Raw genomic sequence first — 15,955 nt, 5'->3', positions numbered from 1 at the left:
CTACCTCCACTCTCTCGCCGGGGCCAGCGCGTGTCGGCTGCCGCGGCGGTTGGCTGGGGAGCATGACCAGTACCGCGTCGGCCTTCCCGACCTCACCCGCTCACCCGTCGTCCGCGGCCCAGCCGTACGGACCGGCCGGTGACGCGCCCGCACTCCTGCTCGACGGCATCGCCAAGACGTACCGGTCGAAGGCCGGCGCCGTGGACGCGCTGCGCGGCGTGACGTACCACTTCGCCCGCGGGTCGTTCACGGCCGTGATGGGACCGTCGGGCTCCGGGAAGTCCACCTTGCTGCAATGCGCCGCCGGGCTCGACCGGCCGACCAACGGGACCGTCGTCCTGAACGGAATCCCGCTGCACGGTCTCGGCGAGGTGGCCCTCACCAAGCTGCGGCGCGAGCAGATGGGATTCGTGTTCCAGGCTTACAACCTGCTGCCGTCGCTGACCGTGTACGACAACGTAGCGCTGCCGTTGCGGTTGATGGGGCGGCGTCCCGGCCGTGGTGAGGTGGAGGCGGTCCTGACCCAGGTCGGACTGGACGGGAAGGCGAAGCGGCGTCCGGCCGAGCTGTCCGGCGGCCAGCAGCAGCGGGTGGCGATCGCGCGGGCCCTGGTCACCCGGCCGGCCGTGCTGTTCGCCGACGAACCGACCGGCGCGCTGGACAGCGGGACCAGCCGGCAGGTCCTCGGGTTGTTGCGTGAGGCAACCGTCCGGTCCGGGCAGACGACCGTGATGGTCACCCACGACCCGGTCGCCGCGGCGTACGCGGAGCGGGTGCTTTTCCTGTCCGACGGGCTCGTCGCGGGCTCGCTGGACCGCGGGACGCCCCAGCAGATCGCCGCCGCGATGAGTGAGCTGGAGCGCTGATGTTCTTCCTCAGCCGGCACACGGTCAGCCGCCATCGCGCCTTGTACGCCGGGTCGTTCGTCGCCCTGGCCGTCGGGGTCTTCCTGCTCGGCCTCGCCGCGACCGCGACGGCCGCCACCCTCGGGTACGACGGACCGACGGGTGACACGATCACGGTGACCTTGCCCGCCTACGACGACACGCCCGAGCGGACCGCCAAGGTGGTGATGTCCGGGGAGGACGTGTCCGGGCTCCAGGCGGTGCTCAGCGTGGTCGGCACGATCGCGGGGTTCATCACCATCTTCGTCATCGCGAGCACGTTCGCCTTCGCGGTGGCGTCACGGCGCCGCGAGATCGGGCTGCTGCGGCTGATCGGGGCGACCCCTGGTCAGGTCCGGCGGATGGTGCTCGGTGAGGCGCTGGTGGTCGCCTTCGCGGCGGCTCTGACCGGGGCGGTACTGGCCCAGTTGGCGACTCCCCTGCTGCTCGCGAAGGCGTCGTACACCGAGCTCGCGCCGGTGAAGCTGGAGCCGGCGAGTCCGTGGGTGCCGCTCGCGATCGCGATGGGGATCGGGCTGGTCGTGGCGATGCTCGGGGCCCGGTCCGCCGCTCGCCGGGCCGGCAAGGTCGGACCGGTCGACGCGTTGCGGGAGGCGTCGGTCGAACCACGCCGGATCGGACCGGTGCGGGTCGTGGTCGGGGTCCTGGTGCTGGCCGGGTCGATCGTGTTGCTGGCGCTGATCCGGCCGGGCACGGGCGAGGCGGTCATCCCGTTGGCGATGTTCACACCGATGCTGCTGGTCGTCGCGCTCACGTTGCTCGCGCCGTTGGTCGTCCCGCTGATCGGCCGGCTCTGGGCGGTACCGCTGGTCGCGTGGACCAACGTCTCCGGCCGCCTGGCCCGCAGCAACGTGACCGCCGCACCTCGCCGGAGTGCGTCGCTCGCCGCCCCGATCCTCGGCATCTCGGCGATCGCGGGCTCGATGGTCCTCACCCTGAGCTTCGCCGCCGACGCGTCCGCGGCCACGATCCGGGAGACCCTGCTCGCCCCCGTCGTCGTCACCTCGGCGGACAGCGTCGATCTGCGGGAACGCATTCTGGGGACACCGGGGGTGGCTGCCGTGGACGGTGCGATCCCGGTACCACTGGTACGGATCGATCGGGACTCCGCCGAGCTGGAGACCGCCGAGGGGATCGACGTCACGGCCACGAGCCAGGCGCGGAAGGTACCGGCGCTCTCCGGTGACCTCGGCCGGCTCTCCGGCCATACGGTTGCCATTAGCAAGGAACTGGCCGGGCTCGAGCAGTACAAGGTGGGCGACGAGATCGCGGTGACGTTCGCGGATCGCAAGGCCGACCGGTTGAAGGTGGTCGCGATCCTGCCGACCGCGCTCGAGCTGAACGGCGCGATGATGATCCCCGCCGACCTCGCCCGGCAGCACGCCCCGCGGGCCCAACCGACGCGCTGGTTCGTCGTCCCCGACCAGGGCGCGGACGTCGGTACCGTCATCGCCGCGCTCGACCGCCGGCTCGCCGGTACCGGCGCGGACGCCGTCCCCGCGACCGAGTGGGAGGCCCAGGAAGGCGATGCCGTCCGGCAGGGGAACGACCTCGGCCTGATCCTGCTGCTCGGACCGGCCTCCCTGTACAGCGCGATCGCGATCGCCAACACGCTGCTGATGGGGAGCCTGCAACGCGGCCACGAGTTCGTCACCGCGCGGCTCCTGGGCGCCACCCCGGCCCAGATCCGCCGCATGGTGCTGTGGGAGTCGGCCCTGGTCGGCGCGGTCGCGCTCAGCCTCGGCACGGCGATCACCGTCGCCGTCGGCACCCTGATCCGCCGGGCCATGAACGCCGGACTCGGCGAGGTCTCCGCCACTGTCCCCTGGGCGATCCTCCTCGGGATCGCGGTCCTCTGCCTGGTCCTCGCAATCGGAGCGGCGCTGGCTCCCACCAGCTTCATCCTCCGCAGGACCCACCCGTCGGCCGCCGTCGGCTGATCCGCCAGGCCGAGCAGGGCGGACACGGAGGGTGGTGAGGGTTCGGATTGCGGAATTGTCGGCGGGCCGGGCATAGGGTTGGCGGATTGGGGCCGGGTCGCTGCGGGAGTTCCGGGGGCGGACCGGCGACAATGGCGCTGCCGCCGGACCGCCGCGGCGCTTTTCAGTGACAGGCACCGAGGAGTTCGTAGACCCGCATGGCACGCCGTTCCAGCACCACCGCCGAACCCGAGGACTTCGAGGAGCGCATCCTCGACGTCGACGTCTCCGACGAGATGCGCAGCAGCTTCCTGGAGTACGCCTACTCGGTGATCTACTCCCGGGCCCTGCCGGACGCGCGGGACGGCCTGAAGCCGGTCCAGCGCCGGATCCTGTTCTCGATGGCAGAGAACAACATCCGGCCCGACCGCGGCCACGTGAAGTCGGCCCGCGTCGTCGGTGAGGTGATGGGTAAGTACCACCCGCACGGCGACGGCGCGATCTACGACGCCCTGGTCCGGACCGCGCAGCCCTGGTCGATGCGGGTGCCGCTGATCGACGGCCACGGGAACTTCGGCTCCCTCGACGACGGCCCGGCCGCGATGCGGTACACCGAGTGCCGGATGGCGCCGCCGGCGATGGCGATGACGAACGGCCTGGACGAGGACGTCGTCGACTACAAGCCGAACTACGACGGCCAGGAGGAGGAGCCGTCGGTCCTGCCGGCCGCGTTCCCCAACCTGCTGGTCAACGGCGCCGCCGGGATCGCGGTCGGGATGGCCACCAACATGGCCCCGCACAACCTCGTCGAGGTGGTGCAGGCGCTGCGGCACCTGATCAAGTCGCCGAACGCCGACCTGGACGACCTGATGCGGTTCGTCCCCGGCCCGGACCTGCCGACCGGCGGCAAGATCGTCGGCCTGGACGGGATCAAGGACGCGTACGCGGCCGGCCGGGGCAGCTTCAAGATGCGCGCCACCGCCCGGATCGAGAACGTCACCCCGCGGCGCAAGGGCATCGTGGTCACCGAGCTGCCGTACACGGTCGGCCCGGAGAAGGTGATCGAGAAGATCAAGACCCTGGTCCAGGCCAAGAAGCTGCAGGGCATCTCCGACGTCAAGGACCTGACCGACCGGGCGCACGGCACCCGGCTGGTGATCGAGGTGAAGAACGGCTTCGTCCCCGAGGCCCTGCTGGAGCAGCTGTACAAGCTGACCCCGCTGGAGGACTCGTTCTCGATCAACGCGGTCTGCCTGGTCGACGGCCAGCCCCGCACCCTCGGCCTGAAGGAACTGCTCGAGGTCTACCTGGGGCACCGCTACGACGTCACCCGGCGGCGCAGCGAGTTCCGCCGGAGGAAGGCGCAGGACCGGCTGCACATCGTCGACGGCCTGCTGATCGCGATCCTGGACATCGACGAGGTGATCCAGATCATCCGGTCCAGCGACGACGCCGGCCAGGCCCGGTCCCGGCTGATCGAGATCTTCGAGCTGTCCGAGACCCAGGCGAACTACATCCTGGACATGCCGCTGCGCCGGCTGACCAAGTACTCGCGGATCGAGCTGGAGACCGAGAAGGCCGAGCTGGAGCGCGAGATCGAGAAGCTGACCGCGATCCTCGAGGACGACGCCCTGCTCCGCAAGATGGTCTCCGACGAGCTCGCCGAGGTCGCCAAGACCTACGGCACGCCGCGGCGGACGGTGCTGCTGGAGTCGTCCGGCGCGGCCAAGACCGCGGCCGTCCCGCTCGAGGTGTCCGACGACCCGTGCTGGGTGCTGATGAGCTCGACCGGCCTGCTGGCCCGGACCAACGGCGTCGAGCCGTTCGGGGAGAGCGACAGCCGGGCCAAGCACGACGCGATCGTGTCGGTGATCAAGAGCACCGCCCGCGGCCAGTACGGCATGGTCACCAGCGCCGGCCGGCTGATCCGGCTCGAGTCGCTCGACCTGCCCGCGGTCCCGGCCACGGCCAGCGCGCCGAACCTGCAGGGCGGTGCGCCGATCGCCGAGTTCGTCTCGCTGGAGCCGGGTGAACGCGCGCTCGCGCTGACCACGATGGACCCCGAGTCCGTCGGCCTGGCGCTCGGGACGGCGGGCGGCGTGGTCAAGCGGGTCGTCCCGGACCACCTGAGCAACCGCGACTCGTGGGAGGTCATCCGGCTCACCGACGGCGACGAGGTCGTCGGCGCGGTCGAGCTGGCCACCGGCGAGGAGGAGCTGTGCTTCGTCACGTCGGACACGCAGCTGCTGCATTTCAACGCCGGCGCCGTCCGTCCGCAGGGCCGGACCGCGGGCGGTATGGCCGGTGTCCGGCTCGGCAAGGACGCGAAGGTGGTGTTCTTCGGCGCGATCGACCCGGCCAAGGACAACATCGTGCTCACCATCTCCGGCTCGTCGTCCGCGCTGCCGGGGACGGAGGTCGGCGCGGTGAAGGTCACGCCGCTCACCGAGTACCCGGGCAAGGGCCGCGGGACGGGCGGGGTCCGCTGTCACCGGCTGCTCAAGGGCGAGGACGGCCTGATGATCGCGTACATCGGTGCCGGTCCGCTGCGGGCCAGCGCGAGCAGCGGCGCCCCCGTGGAGCTGCCGCCGCTGGACGCCCGCCGCGACGGCTCCGGCGTACCGGTCGCGCAGCCGATCGCCGCGTGCGCCCCCAACCTGGCAGGCTGATCCCATGAGGAGACTGGTCGCGCTCGGAGCGGTGCTCGTGCTCGCCCTGGTCGGTTGCAGCGACGACAAGGGCAGTGACGGCGACGGCAAGACCGGCGACGACGCGGTGACCCTGCTGACCGAGGCGAAGAAGACGATCGACGAGGCGGCCAGCGTGCACGTGGTCCTGGCCGGCCGCGATCTGCCGGACACGGCGCAGACGCTCGCCGCCGGTGACGGGGTCGCCACCCACGCGCCCGCGTTCAAGGGCAAACTGACCGTGCGCGCGGCCGGGTCGCCGATCGACGCCGAGGTGGTCGCGGTCGGCGGCAAGGTGTACGCCAAGCTGCCGTTCACACCGAAGTTCATCGAGCTGCCGCCGAGTCAGCTGGCCGGGCTCGGCGCCCCCGACCCGGCGATCCTGCTCGACCCGTCCAAGGGCCTCACCTCGGTGCTGCCGACGGTGAAGGACCCGGCGATCAAGGGCGAGACCCGGGACGGGTCCAAGGTGCTGACCGAGGTGACCGGAACGATCCAGGGCAAGTCGCTGCAGGGCATCTTCCCGAAGGCGCCCGCCGACCAGGACTTCCCGAGCACCTTCAAGATCGACAAGGACGCCAAGCAGTTGGTGTCGGCAACGATCACCGGACCGTTCTACGACGGCGCCACCAGCAGCTACGACGTGACCCTGGACCGGTACGGCGAACAGGTCGAGATCACCAAGCCGTGAACGCGCCGGGGGGATCCGGCCGGCCCGGGACCGGGGCCGGCCGATGAGTGAGGTACCGGTCGCCGGTGGGACCGTGGGCGGCGCGCGCCGGCGGTTGACGCTGGCCTCGATCGCGGTGGCGTTCGCGGCCGCGGACACCTACGTCGTGGTGCTGGCGTTGCCGGACATGATGGCCGGCGTCGGGTTGTCCGCGGACCAGCTGCAGCGGGCCGCCCCGATCGTGTCCGGCTTCCTGCTCGGCTACATCGCCGTACTGCCGTTGATCGGCCGGATCGCGGACGTGGTCGGCCGGACCCCTGTCCTGGTCGGCGCGCTCATCCTGTTCGCGGTCGGCTCGCTGATCACGGCCGGGGCGTACGACCTGTCCCTCGTCGTCCTCGGGCGCTTCCTGCAAGGCGTCGGCGGCGGTGGACTCGTACCGGCCACGCTCGCCCTCGTCGCCGACCTCTGGCCGACCGACAAACGCGGACTCCCCCTCGGCGTGGTGGGCGCGGTCCAGGAGCTCGGGTCCGTCCTCGGTCCGCTGCTGGGGGCCGCTGTCCTCGCGATCGCCGACTGGCGGTACATCTTCTGGCTCAACCTCACCGTCGCCGTGGTGCTCGCGATCCTGCTGCGCGGGCGTCGACGGCCACCGCTCTCGGCCGTTGCCGGGTTGCTCGCGTGTATCGCGCTCGGGCTGACCCTGACCGCGCCCGAACGCCTCGCCACCGGCGTCACCCTGGGCATCCCGTTCGTCCCGTTCAGCGGGGATTCCCGGTTGCTCACCCCGATCGGCGTCGTCACGCTCGTCCTCCTTCTGGTCTGGATCGCTCTGCTGCTTCGGAAGACCGATCTGCGGAGCGTCGCTGCCCAGGTCGACCTCGTCGGCGCGTTGCTCCTGGCCGCGGCGCTCGCGGGTGTCGTACTCGCCTTCGCCACCGCGGATCCCGAGCGCGAGGTGATGTCCCCGGCCGGACCGTGGCTGCTCGTCGGTGCGGGGGCCTTCGCGATTGCGTTCGCGCTCTGGCAACGCCGGACCGCGCAGGCGATCGTGCCGCCAGGATTGCTGACCGCCAAGGCTGCCTGGGGTTCGCTCGTGGTCAGCTTCCTCGTCGGCGCAGCCCTGATCGCCGCTCTCGTCGACGTTCCCGTGTTCGCCCGGACGACGCAGGGCGGTGGGCAGCTCGCGGCCGCGCTCGTGCTGCTCCGGTTCCTGGTCGCGCTCCCGGTCGGCGCGGTCGCCGGCGGCTGGCTCACCCGGCGGTACGGGCTCGGCCTGATCACCGGCGCCGGGCTCGCGTTGTCGGGTGCGATGTTCGTCTGGATGGCGTTCTGGGGCCGGGACGCGCTCGACCACGTCCCGGCGACGCTGGCCCTGATCGGCTGCGGGTTCGGATTCGGCCTGGCGCTCTCCCCGGTGAACACCGCGATCCTGGCCGCGACCCGGGCGGACAGCCACGGCCTGGCCAGCGCGCTCGTCGTGGTCGCCCGGATGGTCGGCATGCTCGTCGGCGTCTCGGTCCTCACCGCGCTCGGACTCCGCCGGTACTACGCCCTCGCCGAGGACATCCCGTCACCCAACGAGCTGTGCCCGGCTACCCCCGGTACCTGCCGCCCGTTCGTCGACGCGCTCCGCGACGCGGCGATTTCACAAGTGCACACGATCTTCGCCGGCGCGGCGGTCTGTGCGTTCGCGGCCGCGATCCTCGCCGTCGTGCTGCTCGGCCGGCACCGATCCGTCCCGAGGTGAGGACGGTCGTGCGGGTCGCCGGCCCGGCTCGCGTACCGTGATGCCTGTGACCGCACGAACCCTCGGCCGGCCGGACCTGTGTTCGGTCGTCTGCCGGCAACTGGACGAACCGATGCCGGGGACGGCCGTCGTGGCGTCCGGCTGGGTGGTTGTCGAGCAGCCCGGTCCGTGGGGACGCAAAGCACCGACCGAGAGCCGGCTCGATCCCGCGTTCGGTGCGACGATCGATGCCGAGTGCAAGAAAGCCGATCTCCGGTTCGGCCTGATCCGCTCCCCCGGCCGCCGGCGCGACATCGAGCCGCCGCCCCACCAGGTGTACGTCGCGAGCAGCGTCCCCGGACGGACGTGGCTCCTCGGTGGCCGCGTGACCGATCCGGCCGCGTTGTCCGGCCTGGACCTCCAAGCCGTGAAGCGCGGTGACCGCGACGCGGTCGTCGCGTCGATGCCCGAGCTCGCGCCGACGACCGACCCGGTGATGCTGGTCTGTACCAATGGCAAGCGGGACGAGTGCTGCGCGGTGTACGGACGCCCGCTGATCGACGCACTGGCCGGCCAGGTCCCCGGCCGGGTCTGGGAGTCGAGCCACCTGAGCGGGCACCGCTTCTCCCCCACGGCCGCCGTGCTGCCGTACGGCACACTGCACGGCCGGCTCACCGCCGAGAGCGCGCTGGCCGTGCTCGACGCCGCCGATCGCGGCGAGACCGTGGTACCGACGCTGCGTGGCAGGTCCGCCTGGACCAAGCGCGGCCAGGTCGCCGAGATCGCCGTCCGCAACCTCACCGGCGAGGTCGCCCTGGACGCGCTCAGCGTCATGGCGGAAAGCCTGGACACCGTTTCGGTGCGGCACACCGACGGGCGGACCTGGACCGTTCAGGTCACCAGTGCACCCGCCGACCCACCCCGCCCGGAGTCATGCGGAAAGGAAACCTACGACATGTCGATCCTGCGTGCCGGCACCGTCACCCCTGGAGGACACCGATGAGTGCCGACGAGATCCTGCCGCCGGTCCCCGGCTTCGAGGACCTGCTCGCCGCCAACGCCGACTACGCCGACCACTTCGCGTACTCGGGCTTCGACGGCATCGCCCACGCCGGCATCGGCGTGGTCACCTGTATGGACTCACGGATCCCGCCGCTGGAGATGCTCGGCCTCAAGCCCGGCGACGCGAAGGTCCTGCGCAGCGCGGGCGGCCGGGTCACCGAGGTAACGATGACCGGGCTCGTACTGGGCGTCCAGCTGCTCGGGGTCCGCCGGGTGATGGTGATCCCGCACACCCGGTGCGCGATGGCCGCGATGACCGAGGACGAGCTGCGCGCCAAGGTCGAGAAGGCGGCCGGCAAGCCCGCCGGGTACCTGCCGATCAGCGTTGTCCCGGACCAGCTGGAGGCGCTCCGCAAGGACGTCGCCGCGGTCCGTGAGCACCCGCTGATCGGCGACGACATCCTCGTCGGCGGCTTCATGTACGACGTGGACAGCGGCCGCCTCACCCAGATCGCCTGACCCGTTCGCCTGAGCGGTTCGCCTCAATCCGATCGTCTGACCCTTCGTCTGACCCAGGTCGGCTGACGTCGGCCGATGTCGAGTGGCGGCCCGGTGCTGTCCCCCGACGGCCCGGGCCGGACGTACGCCCCCGCCCGCCTCGCAGTGAGGAGCAGCTCGTGTCCGGATCGCTCGTCCCGCCCGCGCTCGAACCGTTGCCGCTGGCAACCCTGCGACCGGCCGGCTGGCTGCGGGCCCGGCTACGGCTGCAGGCGGACGGGATGGCCGGTCACCTCGACGAGTTCTGGCCCGACATCGCCCGCAGCGGCTGGATCGGCGGCGACGCCGAAGGCTGGGAACGCGGTCCGTACTGGCTCGACGGCATCGTCGGGATCGCCTACTTGCTGGACGATCCGCGGCTGACGGCGAAGGTGGACCACTGGGTCGGGTACATCCTCGACCACCAGCACGAGGACGGCTGGTTCGGGCCCCGGACCGGCTCCGCTACGTACGCCGACCACGACGTCTGGCCCCGGGTGATCGTGCTGAAGGCGTTGCTGCAGTACCACGACGCGACTGGCGATCCGCGCGTGCTGCCGGCCGCGCTGCGGTTCCTCCGGCTGCTCGACCGGCTGCTGGACGAGTGGCCGTTGCTGGAATGGGCGCGGTCGCGCTGGACCGACCTGGTCTGGGTGATCAACCAGGTGGACGACCTCACCGGCGAACCCTGGCTCCGCCCCCTGGCCGCGAAGTCGCACGCGCAGGGGTACGACTGGTTCGCGTTCGCCGACCGGCTGCCGTACCGGGAGAAGGTGCCCGAGGCAACGTTGAAGGCGCTGCAGGCCGCCAACGCGGGGAACTGGATGAACGACGAGTACCTCGCCTCGCACGGCGTGAACGTGGCGATGGGTCTCAAGGCGATGCCGGTGTGGTGGCGGCACACCGGTGACGACGGGCAGCTCCCCCGGTTCCGGCGGATGCTCGACGCGCTCGACACCCACCACGGCCAGGCCAGCGGGCTCTACAGCTGCGACGAACACCTGGCCGGTACCCATCCGAGCCAGGGCACCGAGACCTGCACGGTGGTGGAGTACCTCGCGTCGCTCGAGGTCGCCCTCGAAGCCTGGGGCGCCGCCGGATCCTGGGACGCGGTCGAGCCGATCGCGGACCGGCTGGAGAAGATCGCGTTCAACGCGTTGCCCGCCTCGGTCTCCCCGGACGAGTGGACCCACCAGTACGTCCAGCAGGCGAACCAGGTCGTCTGCCATGTGACCGAGGACCGCGTCTACACGAACAACGACGCCGACGCGAACACCTTCGGCCTCGAACCCCATTTCGGCTGCTGCACCGCGAATCGGCACCAGGGCTGGCCGCGATTCACCAACCACCTGTGGCTGCGTGCCTCCGACGGCGGCCTCACCGCCCTCTCGTACGCGCCGTGCTCCCTGCGGACCGACGACGTACAGGTCGAGGTGTCGGGTGGGTACCCCTTCACGGACGAGGTGGTCCTCACGGTCGAGCGAGTCGGCGCGACGGTGCCGTTGCGTCTGCGCGTTCCGGCCTGGTCCGACGGGGCGACGCTGACCGTCGACGGTGGGGAGGCGGTCGCGTTGACGCCGGGTTCGGTGCAGGAGGTCCTGGTCGACTGGACGGGCTCCCGCGTTCTCCGGCTCACCCTGCCGGCCGCGGTCCGGGTCGTACCCCGTGGCGCGAGTGCGGTCTCCGTCGAACGCGGACCGCTGGTGTACTCCGTTCCCGTCCCCGACGAGTGGCGGCAGATCGGCGGCGAACACCCCCATGCCAGTTGGGAAATCCACCCGACCGGCCCCTGGAACTACGCCCTCGCGGTGACGCCTGGCACGGTCGCCGAGTCCGACGTGACCCGGACCGAGATCGGCGATCGACCCTTCTCGCCGGAGGACGCACCGATCCGCCTGCGCCTGCAGGGGCGCCTCGTGGACTGGGGTCTCGAACACGGTGCCGCCGCTGCTCCCCCGGCAAGCCCGGCCAAGTCCTCGGCCGAGCTCGAAGACGTCGAGCTGATCCCGTACGGGTGCACGAACCTCCGCGTCACCGAGTTCCCTTGGACGCACGTCGGCTGACGGTGGCGGAGTGGATCCGGGCGTACGCGCCGATCGGAGTCGACCGGTAACGCTCCGGATCTGGTAAGACTCCTGTATGAGACTCCGCCCCAGCTCACTGTCGCGTTCGTTGCTGGTCGGTGCTTTGGCGCTGACCAGCGTGTTGTCCGCCGCTCCTGCCCCGGCCGTCGCGGGCCCGGTCCGTACCGGCTGCTTCGACCCGGCGATCACCGGGAGCGTCGAGGAACAGCGGCTCGACAACGGCATCGACGGCGGACCCTCGGTCCCGGCCGAGATCCTCGCCCGCTCCGGCTTCGACAAGCAGGTCGCGGTCTTCACCCGTCTGCTCTGCACGGCACCGAACGGACGAGCCGCCCGCGCGATCGTCCAGGCCCAGGGCGAGGCGCTGTGGCGTACGGCGACCCACCGGGCGCAGCGCCCGCAGACGGCGCCCGCGCTGCCGCCGACCGACGACCGCGGCCTGTACTGGGCCCGGATCTCGATGAGTCTGGCCCTCCGGCAATGGCAGCCGGGCTTCGACCTCGGGACCAGCGAGCGCGCCGGCCTGATCCGCGCGCTGGAGTACTCGTCCCGCGGGATCACCAGCAGCCGGTTCAGCGCCGGGGTCCGCAAGATCGTGGTCACCGGGTTCGACCCGTTCACGCTCGACGCGGACGTCCGGATCGGCAACCCGTCCGGCGCGAACGCGCTCTCCCTGGACGGACAACGCTGGCGGATCGGCGGCACGACGTACGAGATCCGGACCATGGTGTTCCCGGTCCGGTACACCGACTTCGACGAGAACATGGTCGAGAACGCGCTCGCCCCGCACTACCGGAGCGGACCGCAGCACGCGGACCTGGTGCTGACCGCGAGCCAGGGCCGGGTCGGGCTGTTCGACCTGGAGGTGTTCAACGGGCGGCGGCGGTCGGTCAGCTCGATCGGCGACAACAACAACCTGTGGGGCGGCGGCACGCTCGCCGCGCCGGTGGTCTCACCGAGCATGCCGGCCGGACCGGAGTGGCTGACGACCAGCCTGCCCACGGCTCGGATGGCGCAGACCGAGGTCGCGCCGTTCCGGACCCGCGTGAACACGTCGGTGCTGGAGATTCCGGCCGGCGAGACCACCCCGGTCCGCCGTCCGCTCGGCCCGACGGCCGGCTCGATCGCCTCCGAGGGCGCGGGCGGCGGCTACCTGTCCAACGAGATCGCCTATCGCAACACGTTGCAGCGGGACCTGCTCGACCCGCTGATGCCGGCCGGCCACCTGCACGTCCCGGTGCTCCAGTTCGACCTGGAGAACAAGACCGCGATCACCGACCCGACGTACGAGGCCAACCGCGCCGCGATCGTCGAAGGCGCCCACGCGATCCTGCGCAGCGCACTGACCTGACGCCACCGCCAGTTCCAGCACGGGGCACTAGCTCGCGAGGATCACCGGGAACGCCTTCAGGATCGAGTCGAAGTGGTGATCGGCGACCGGGGTGTCGACGGCGTGGTGATGACCGATCCGGATCGTCGACAGCCCCGCGTTGATCCCGCCCGCGATGTCGTACGCCGGGTGGTCGCCCACCATCCACCCGCCGGCCAGGGTCGCCCCGGTCTGCTCAGCCGTCACCGCGAAGATCCGCGGGTCCGGCTTCCGTACCCCGGCCGCCTCGGAGATACAGGCGAAGTCGACGACCTGGTCGATCCCGGTCGTGCGCAGCTTGAGACTCTGCTGCACGGTGCCGCCGTTGGTGATCACGGCGACCCGCCACCCCGCTGTACGCAAGGACTCCAGCCCGTCCAGGACAGCCTGCTCCGCCCGCGTGAACAGCGGGTGCTCCGCGTCGTACGCCTCGACCAGCTCCGGCACCGTCGCCCCGACCGGGTAGCCCTCCTTCAACCCGGCGAAGAGTTTCCGCCGATCGTGGAAGCCACCCTGGTCGTGGTCGCGCAACCAGCCGACCGCGCTCTCGTCCAGACCCTCCCGGTCGACCCACCACCGGGCCCAGGCGAGGAACGCCGCGTCCCGATCGATCAGCGTGTTGTCGAGATCGAAGCAGGCGAGACGCGGAGCAGCGGCCGTCATACGTCGATGCGGGTCTCGTCCAGCTCGTACGCGCCCTGCACCAGGAACTCCTTGCGCGGCGCGACGTCGTTGCCCATCAGCAGGTCGAACACGCTCGCGGCAGCCTCGCCGTCGTCGACCGTGATCCGGCGCAACGTCCGGTGCCGCGGGTCCATCGTGGTCTCCGCCAACTGGTCGGCGTCCATCTCACCGAGACCCTTGTAGCGCTGCGGGGGCTCCTTCCAGCGGACGCCCTTCTTCATCAGCTCGGCCGACTTCCGCTGGTACTCCGCGTCGCTGTAGGTGTACAGGTACTTGTCCTGGCCCTTCTTCGGGTTCGTCAGCTCGAACCTGTGCAGCGGCGGGACCGCGGTGTACACCCGGCCCGCGTCGACCAGCGGCCGCATGTACCGGAAGAAGAGGGTGGCCAGCAGACACCGGATGTGCGCGCCGTCGGAGTCGGCGTCGGCCATGAAGATGATCTTGCCGTACCGGGCCTGGTCCAGGTCGAAGGTCCGCCCCGACCCGGCGCCGACCACCTGGATGATCGAGGCGCACTCGGCGTTCTTCAGCATGTCGCCGACCGACGCCTTCTGGACGTTCAGGATCTTGCCCCGGATCGGCAGCAGCGCCTGGAACTCCGAGCTCCGGGCCAGCTTCGCGGTCCCGAGCGCCGAGTCGCCCTCGACGATGAACAGCTCGGAGCGGTCCACGTCGTTGCTGCGGCAGTCCGCCAGCTTGGCCGGCAGGGCCGACGATTCCAGCGCCGTCTTCCGCCGCTGCAGCTCACGATGCTGCCGGGCCGCGACCCTGGTCCGGGACGCGGCGACGATCTTCTCCAGGACCGCGCGGGCCTGCGCCTTGTGCTCGCGCTTGGTCGAGGTGAGGAACGACTCCAGCTCGCTCTGCACGACCTTGGCCACGATCCGCGAGGCGGCCGGCGTGCCCAGTACCTCCTTGGTCTGGCCGTCGAACTGCGGCTCGGCCAGCCGGACCGTGACCACCGAGGTCAGGCCCTCCAGCACGTCGTCCTTGACGATCTCCTCGCCGGACTTCAGCAGCCGCGTCCCGGTCAGCACGGACGTGAACGCCTTCGACAGCGCCCGCTCGAAACCAGCCACATGGGTGCCGCCCTTCGGCGTGGCGACGATGTTCACGAACGACCGCACCTCGGTCTCGTACCCGTCGCCCCAGCGCACCGCGATGTCCACGTCGAGGTCGCGCTCGACGTCGGTCGGGGTCATGTGTCCGGCGTCGTCGAGCATCGGCACCGTCTCGGTGAAGTGCCCGGTCCCGGTCAGCCGGACCACGTCGGTGACCGGCTGGTCGGTGGCCAGGAACTCGGTGAACTCGCTGATCCCGCCGTCGTGCTTGAACGACTCCTCGCTGACCTCGTCGCCGCGCTCGTCCCGCACCACCAGCTCGAGCCCGGGCACCAGGAACGACGTCTGCCGCGCCCGGGTGACCAGCTCGTCGTAGTTGAAGGTGGCGTCGCGGGTGAAGATCTGCCGGTCCGCCCAGTACCGGATCCGGGTGCCGGTGACGCCCTTCTTGGCGCGGCCGTTCTTCCGCAGGCCCTTGGCCGCGGTGAACCCGGCGGTGGCGCCTTCGCCGTCGAACTCGCCCGCGACCCCGCGGCGGAACGACGTGGTCCAGACCGTGCCGCCACGGTCCACCTCGACGTCCAGCCGCGCGGACAGGGCGTTGACGACCGAGGCGCCGACACCGTGCAGACCACCGGAGGCGTTGTACGAGCCGCCGCCGAACTTGCCGCCGGCGTGCAGCTTGGTGAAGACCACCTCGACCCCGCTGAGCTTGGTCTTCGGCTCGACGTCGACCGGGATACCGCGGGCGCGGTCCCGGACCTCGACGGAGCCGTCCTTGTAGAGGATGACGTCGATCCGCTCACCGTGACCGGCGAGGGCTTCGTCGACCGCGTTGTCGATGATCTCCCACAGGCAGTGCATCAGACCGCGGCTGTCGGTCGAGCCGATGTACATCCCCGGCCGCTTGCGCACCGCTTCCAGTCCCTCGAGGACGAGCAGGTTGCGGGCGTTGTACGTCGGGTCGAGCTCGGCACTGCGAGGCGTCGGGGCGGCCACTGGGCTCCTTCACTGGTTCACAAGCAGACAGCGCGGCGGCCGGGGCCACCGCTGCCCCAAGAGTACGAGGCGGCACCCCCAAACCGCGGCAGGCGGGTCCGTTCGGCGGCCCAGCGAGCCGCCGGTCTCCGGCAGCCGGACGGTCGGCGCCGCGGCGTCCGCTTCCGGCCGTCAGGACTTGTGCGCTTTGGTGTACCCGGCATCATGGCGGGGTACCGAATGAGGACAACAGCATCGACGGGATCCGAAGCAGGAAAGGTGTTTCGGAAGATATCGATCCGGACTCGATCGTTCGCCTTTCCGACACAC

At 71.0% G+C, this 15,955-nt stretch carries 11 protein-coding genes; 9 read left to right on the top strand and 2 right to left on the bottom strand.

Annotated elements, in window-relative coordinates; genetic code table 11:
- Window positions 1-62: 62 nt before the first annotated feature.
- The 9 genes from FB561_RS26215 to FB561_RS26175 all read left to right on the top strand — a co-directional run bounded on the left by FB561_RS26215 (window position 63) and on the right by FB561_RS26175 (window position 12,884).
- Complete coding sequence (locus tag FB561_RS26215) at window positions 63-866, top strand: ABC transporter ATP-binding protein (RefSeq protein ID WP_145811174.1); 804 nt, start codon at window positions 63-65, stop codon at window positions 864-866.
- The gene (locus FB561_RS26210) at window positions 866-2,845 is read left to right on the top strand and encodes an FtsX-like permease family protein (RefSeq protein WP_145811173.1); all 1,980 of its coding nucleotides are present in this window, start codon (window positions 866-868) and stop codon (window positions 2,843-2,845) included. The genes FB561_RS26215 and FB561_RS26210 overlap by 1 nt, the downstream gene beginning before the upstream one ends.
- Before the next feature lie 197 nt (window positions 2,846-3,042).
- Window positions 3,043-5,493, top strand: coding sequence for a DNA gyrase/topoisomerase IV subunit A (locus FB561_RS26205; RefSeq protein ID WP_145811172.1), 2,451 nt, complete (start codon window positions 3,043-3,045; stop codon window positions 5,491-5,493).
- A gap of 4 nt (window positions 5,494-5,497) precedes the next feature.
- On the top strand, window positions 5,498-6,202 hold the full coding sequence (locus tag FB561_RS26200) for an LppX_LprAFG lipoprotein (protein ID WP_145811171.1): 705 nt from the start codon (window positions 5,498-5,500) through the stop codon (window positions 6,200-6,202).
- A 43-nt stretch (window positions 6,203-6,245) separates the two neighbouring features.
- On the top strand, window positions 6,246-7,931 hold the full coding sequence (locus FB561_RS26195; RefSeq protein WP_145811170.1) for an MFS transporter: 1,686 nt from the start codon (window positions 6,246-6,248) through the stop codon (window positions 7,929-7,931).
- A gap of 46 nt (window positions 7,932-7,977) precedes the next feature.
- The gene (locus tag FB561_RS26190; RefSeq protein ID WP_145811169.1) at window positions 7,978-8,913 is read left to right on the top strand and encodes a sucrase ferredoxin; all 936 of its coding nucleotides are present in this window, start codon (window positions 7,978-7,980) and stop codon (window positions 8,911-8,913) included.
- Window positions 8,910-9,431 carry a beta-class carbonic anhydrase gene (locus FB561_RS26185; RefSeq protein WP_145811168.1) on the top strand — a complete coding sequence of 174 codons (522 nt, stop codon included), beginning with the start codon at window positions 8,910-8,912 and terminating at the stop codon, window positions 9,429-9,431. The genes FB561_RS26190 and FB561_RS26185 overlap by 4 nt, the downstream gene beginning before the upstream one ends.
- A gap of 158 nt (window positions 9,432-9,589) precedes the next feature.
- Entirely contained in the window at window positions 9,590-11,512 is a 1,923-nt protein-coding gene (locus tag FB561_RS26180; protein WP_145811167.1) for a beta-L-arabinofuranosidase domain-containing protein, read from the top strand.
- A 76-nt stretch (window positions 11,513-11,588) separates the two neighbouring features.
- Complete coding sequence (locus tag FB561_RS26175; RefSeq protein ID WP_145811166.1) at window positions 11,589-12,884, top strand: hypothetical protein; 1,296 nt, start codon at window positions 11,589-11,591, stop codon at window positions 12,882-12,884.
- Between the two features lie 27 nt (window positions 12,885-12,911).
- Here the strand turns inward: FB561_RS26175 and FB561_RS26170 are convergent, their stop codons facing one another.
- A complete protein-coding gene (locus FB561_RS26170; RefSeq protein WP_145811165.1) occupies window positions 12,912-13,565 on the bottom strand; it encodes an HAD family hydrolase in 654 nt (217 codons plus the stop codon).
- Window positions 13,562-15,646: a DNA gyrase/topoisomerase IV subunit B gene (locus tag FB561_RS26165; RefSeq protein WP_145811164.1), complete on the bottom strand. Its 2,085-nt coding sequence runs from the start codon at window positions 15,644-15,646 to the stop codon at window positions 13,562-13,564. The genes FB561_RS26170 and FB561_RS26165 overlap by 4 nt, the downstream gene beginning before the upstream one ends.
- Window positions 15,647-15,955: the final 309 nt, after the last annotated feature.

It is taken from the genome of Kribbella amoyensis (assembly GCF_007828865.1).
Lineage (GTDB): Bacteria > Actinomycetota > Actinomycetes > Propionibacteriales > Kribbellaceae > Kribbella > Kribbella amoyensis.
Note: the sequence above shows the minus strand (reverse complement) of the source record. Positions and strands in the feature narration are given on the sequence as shown.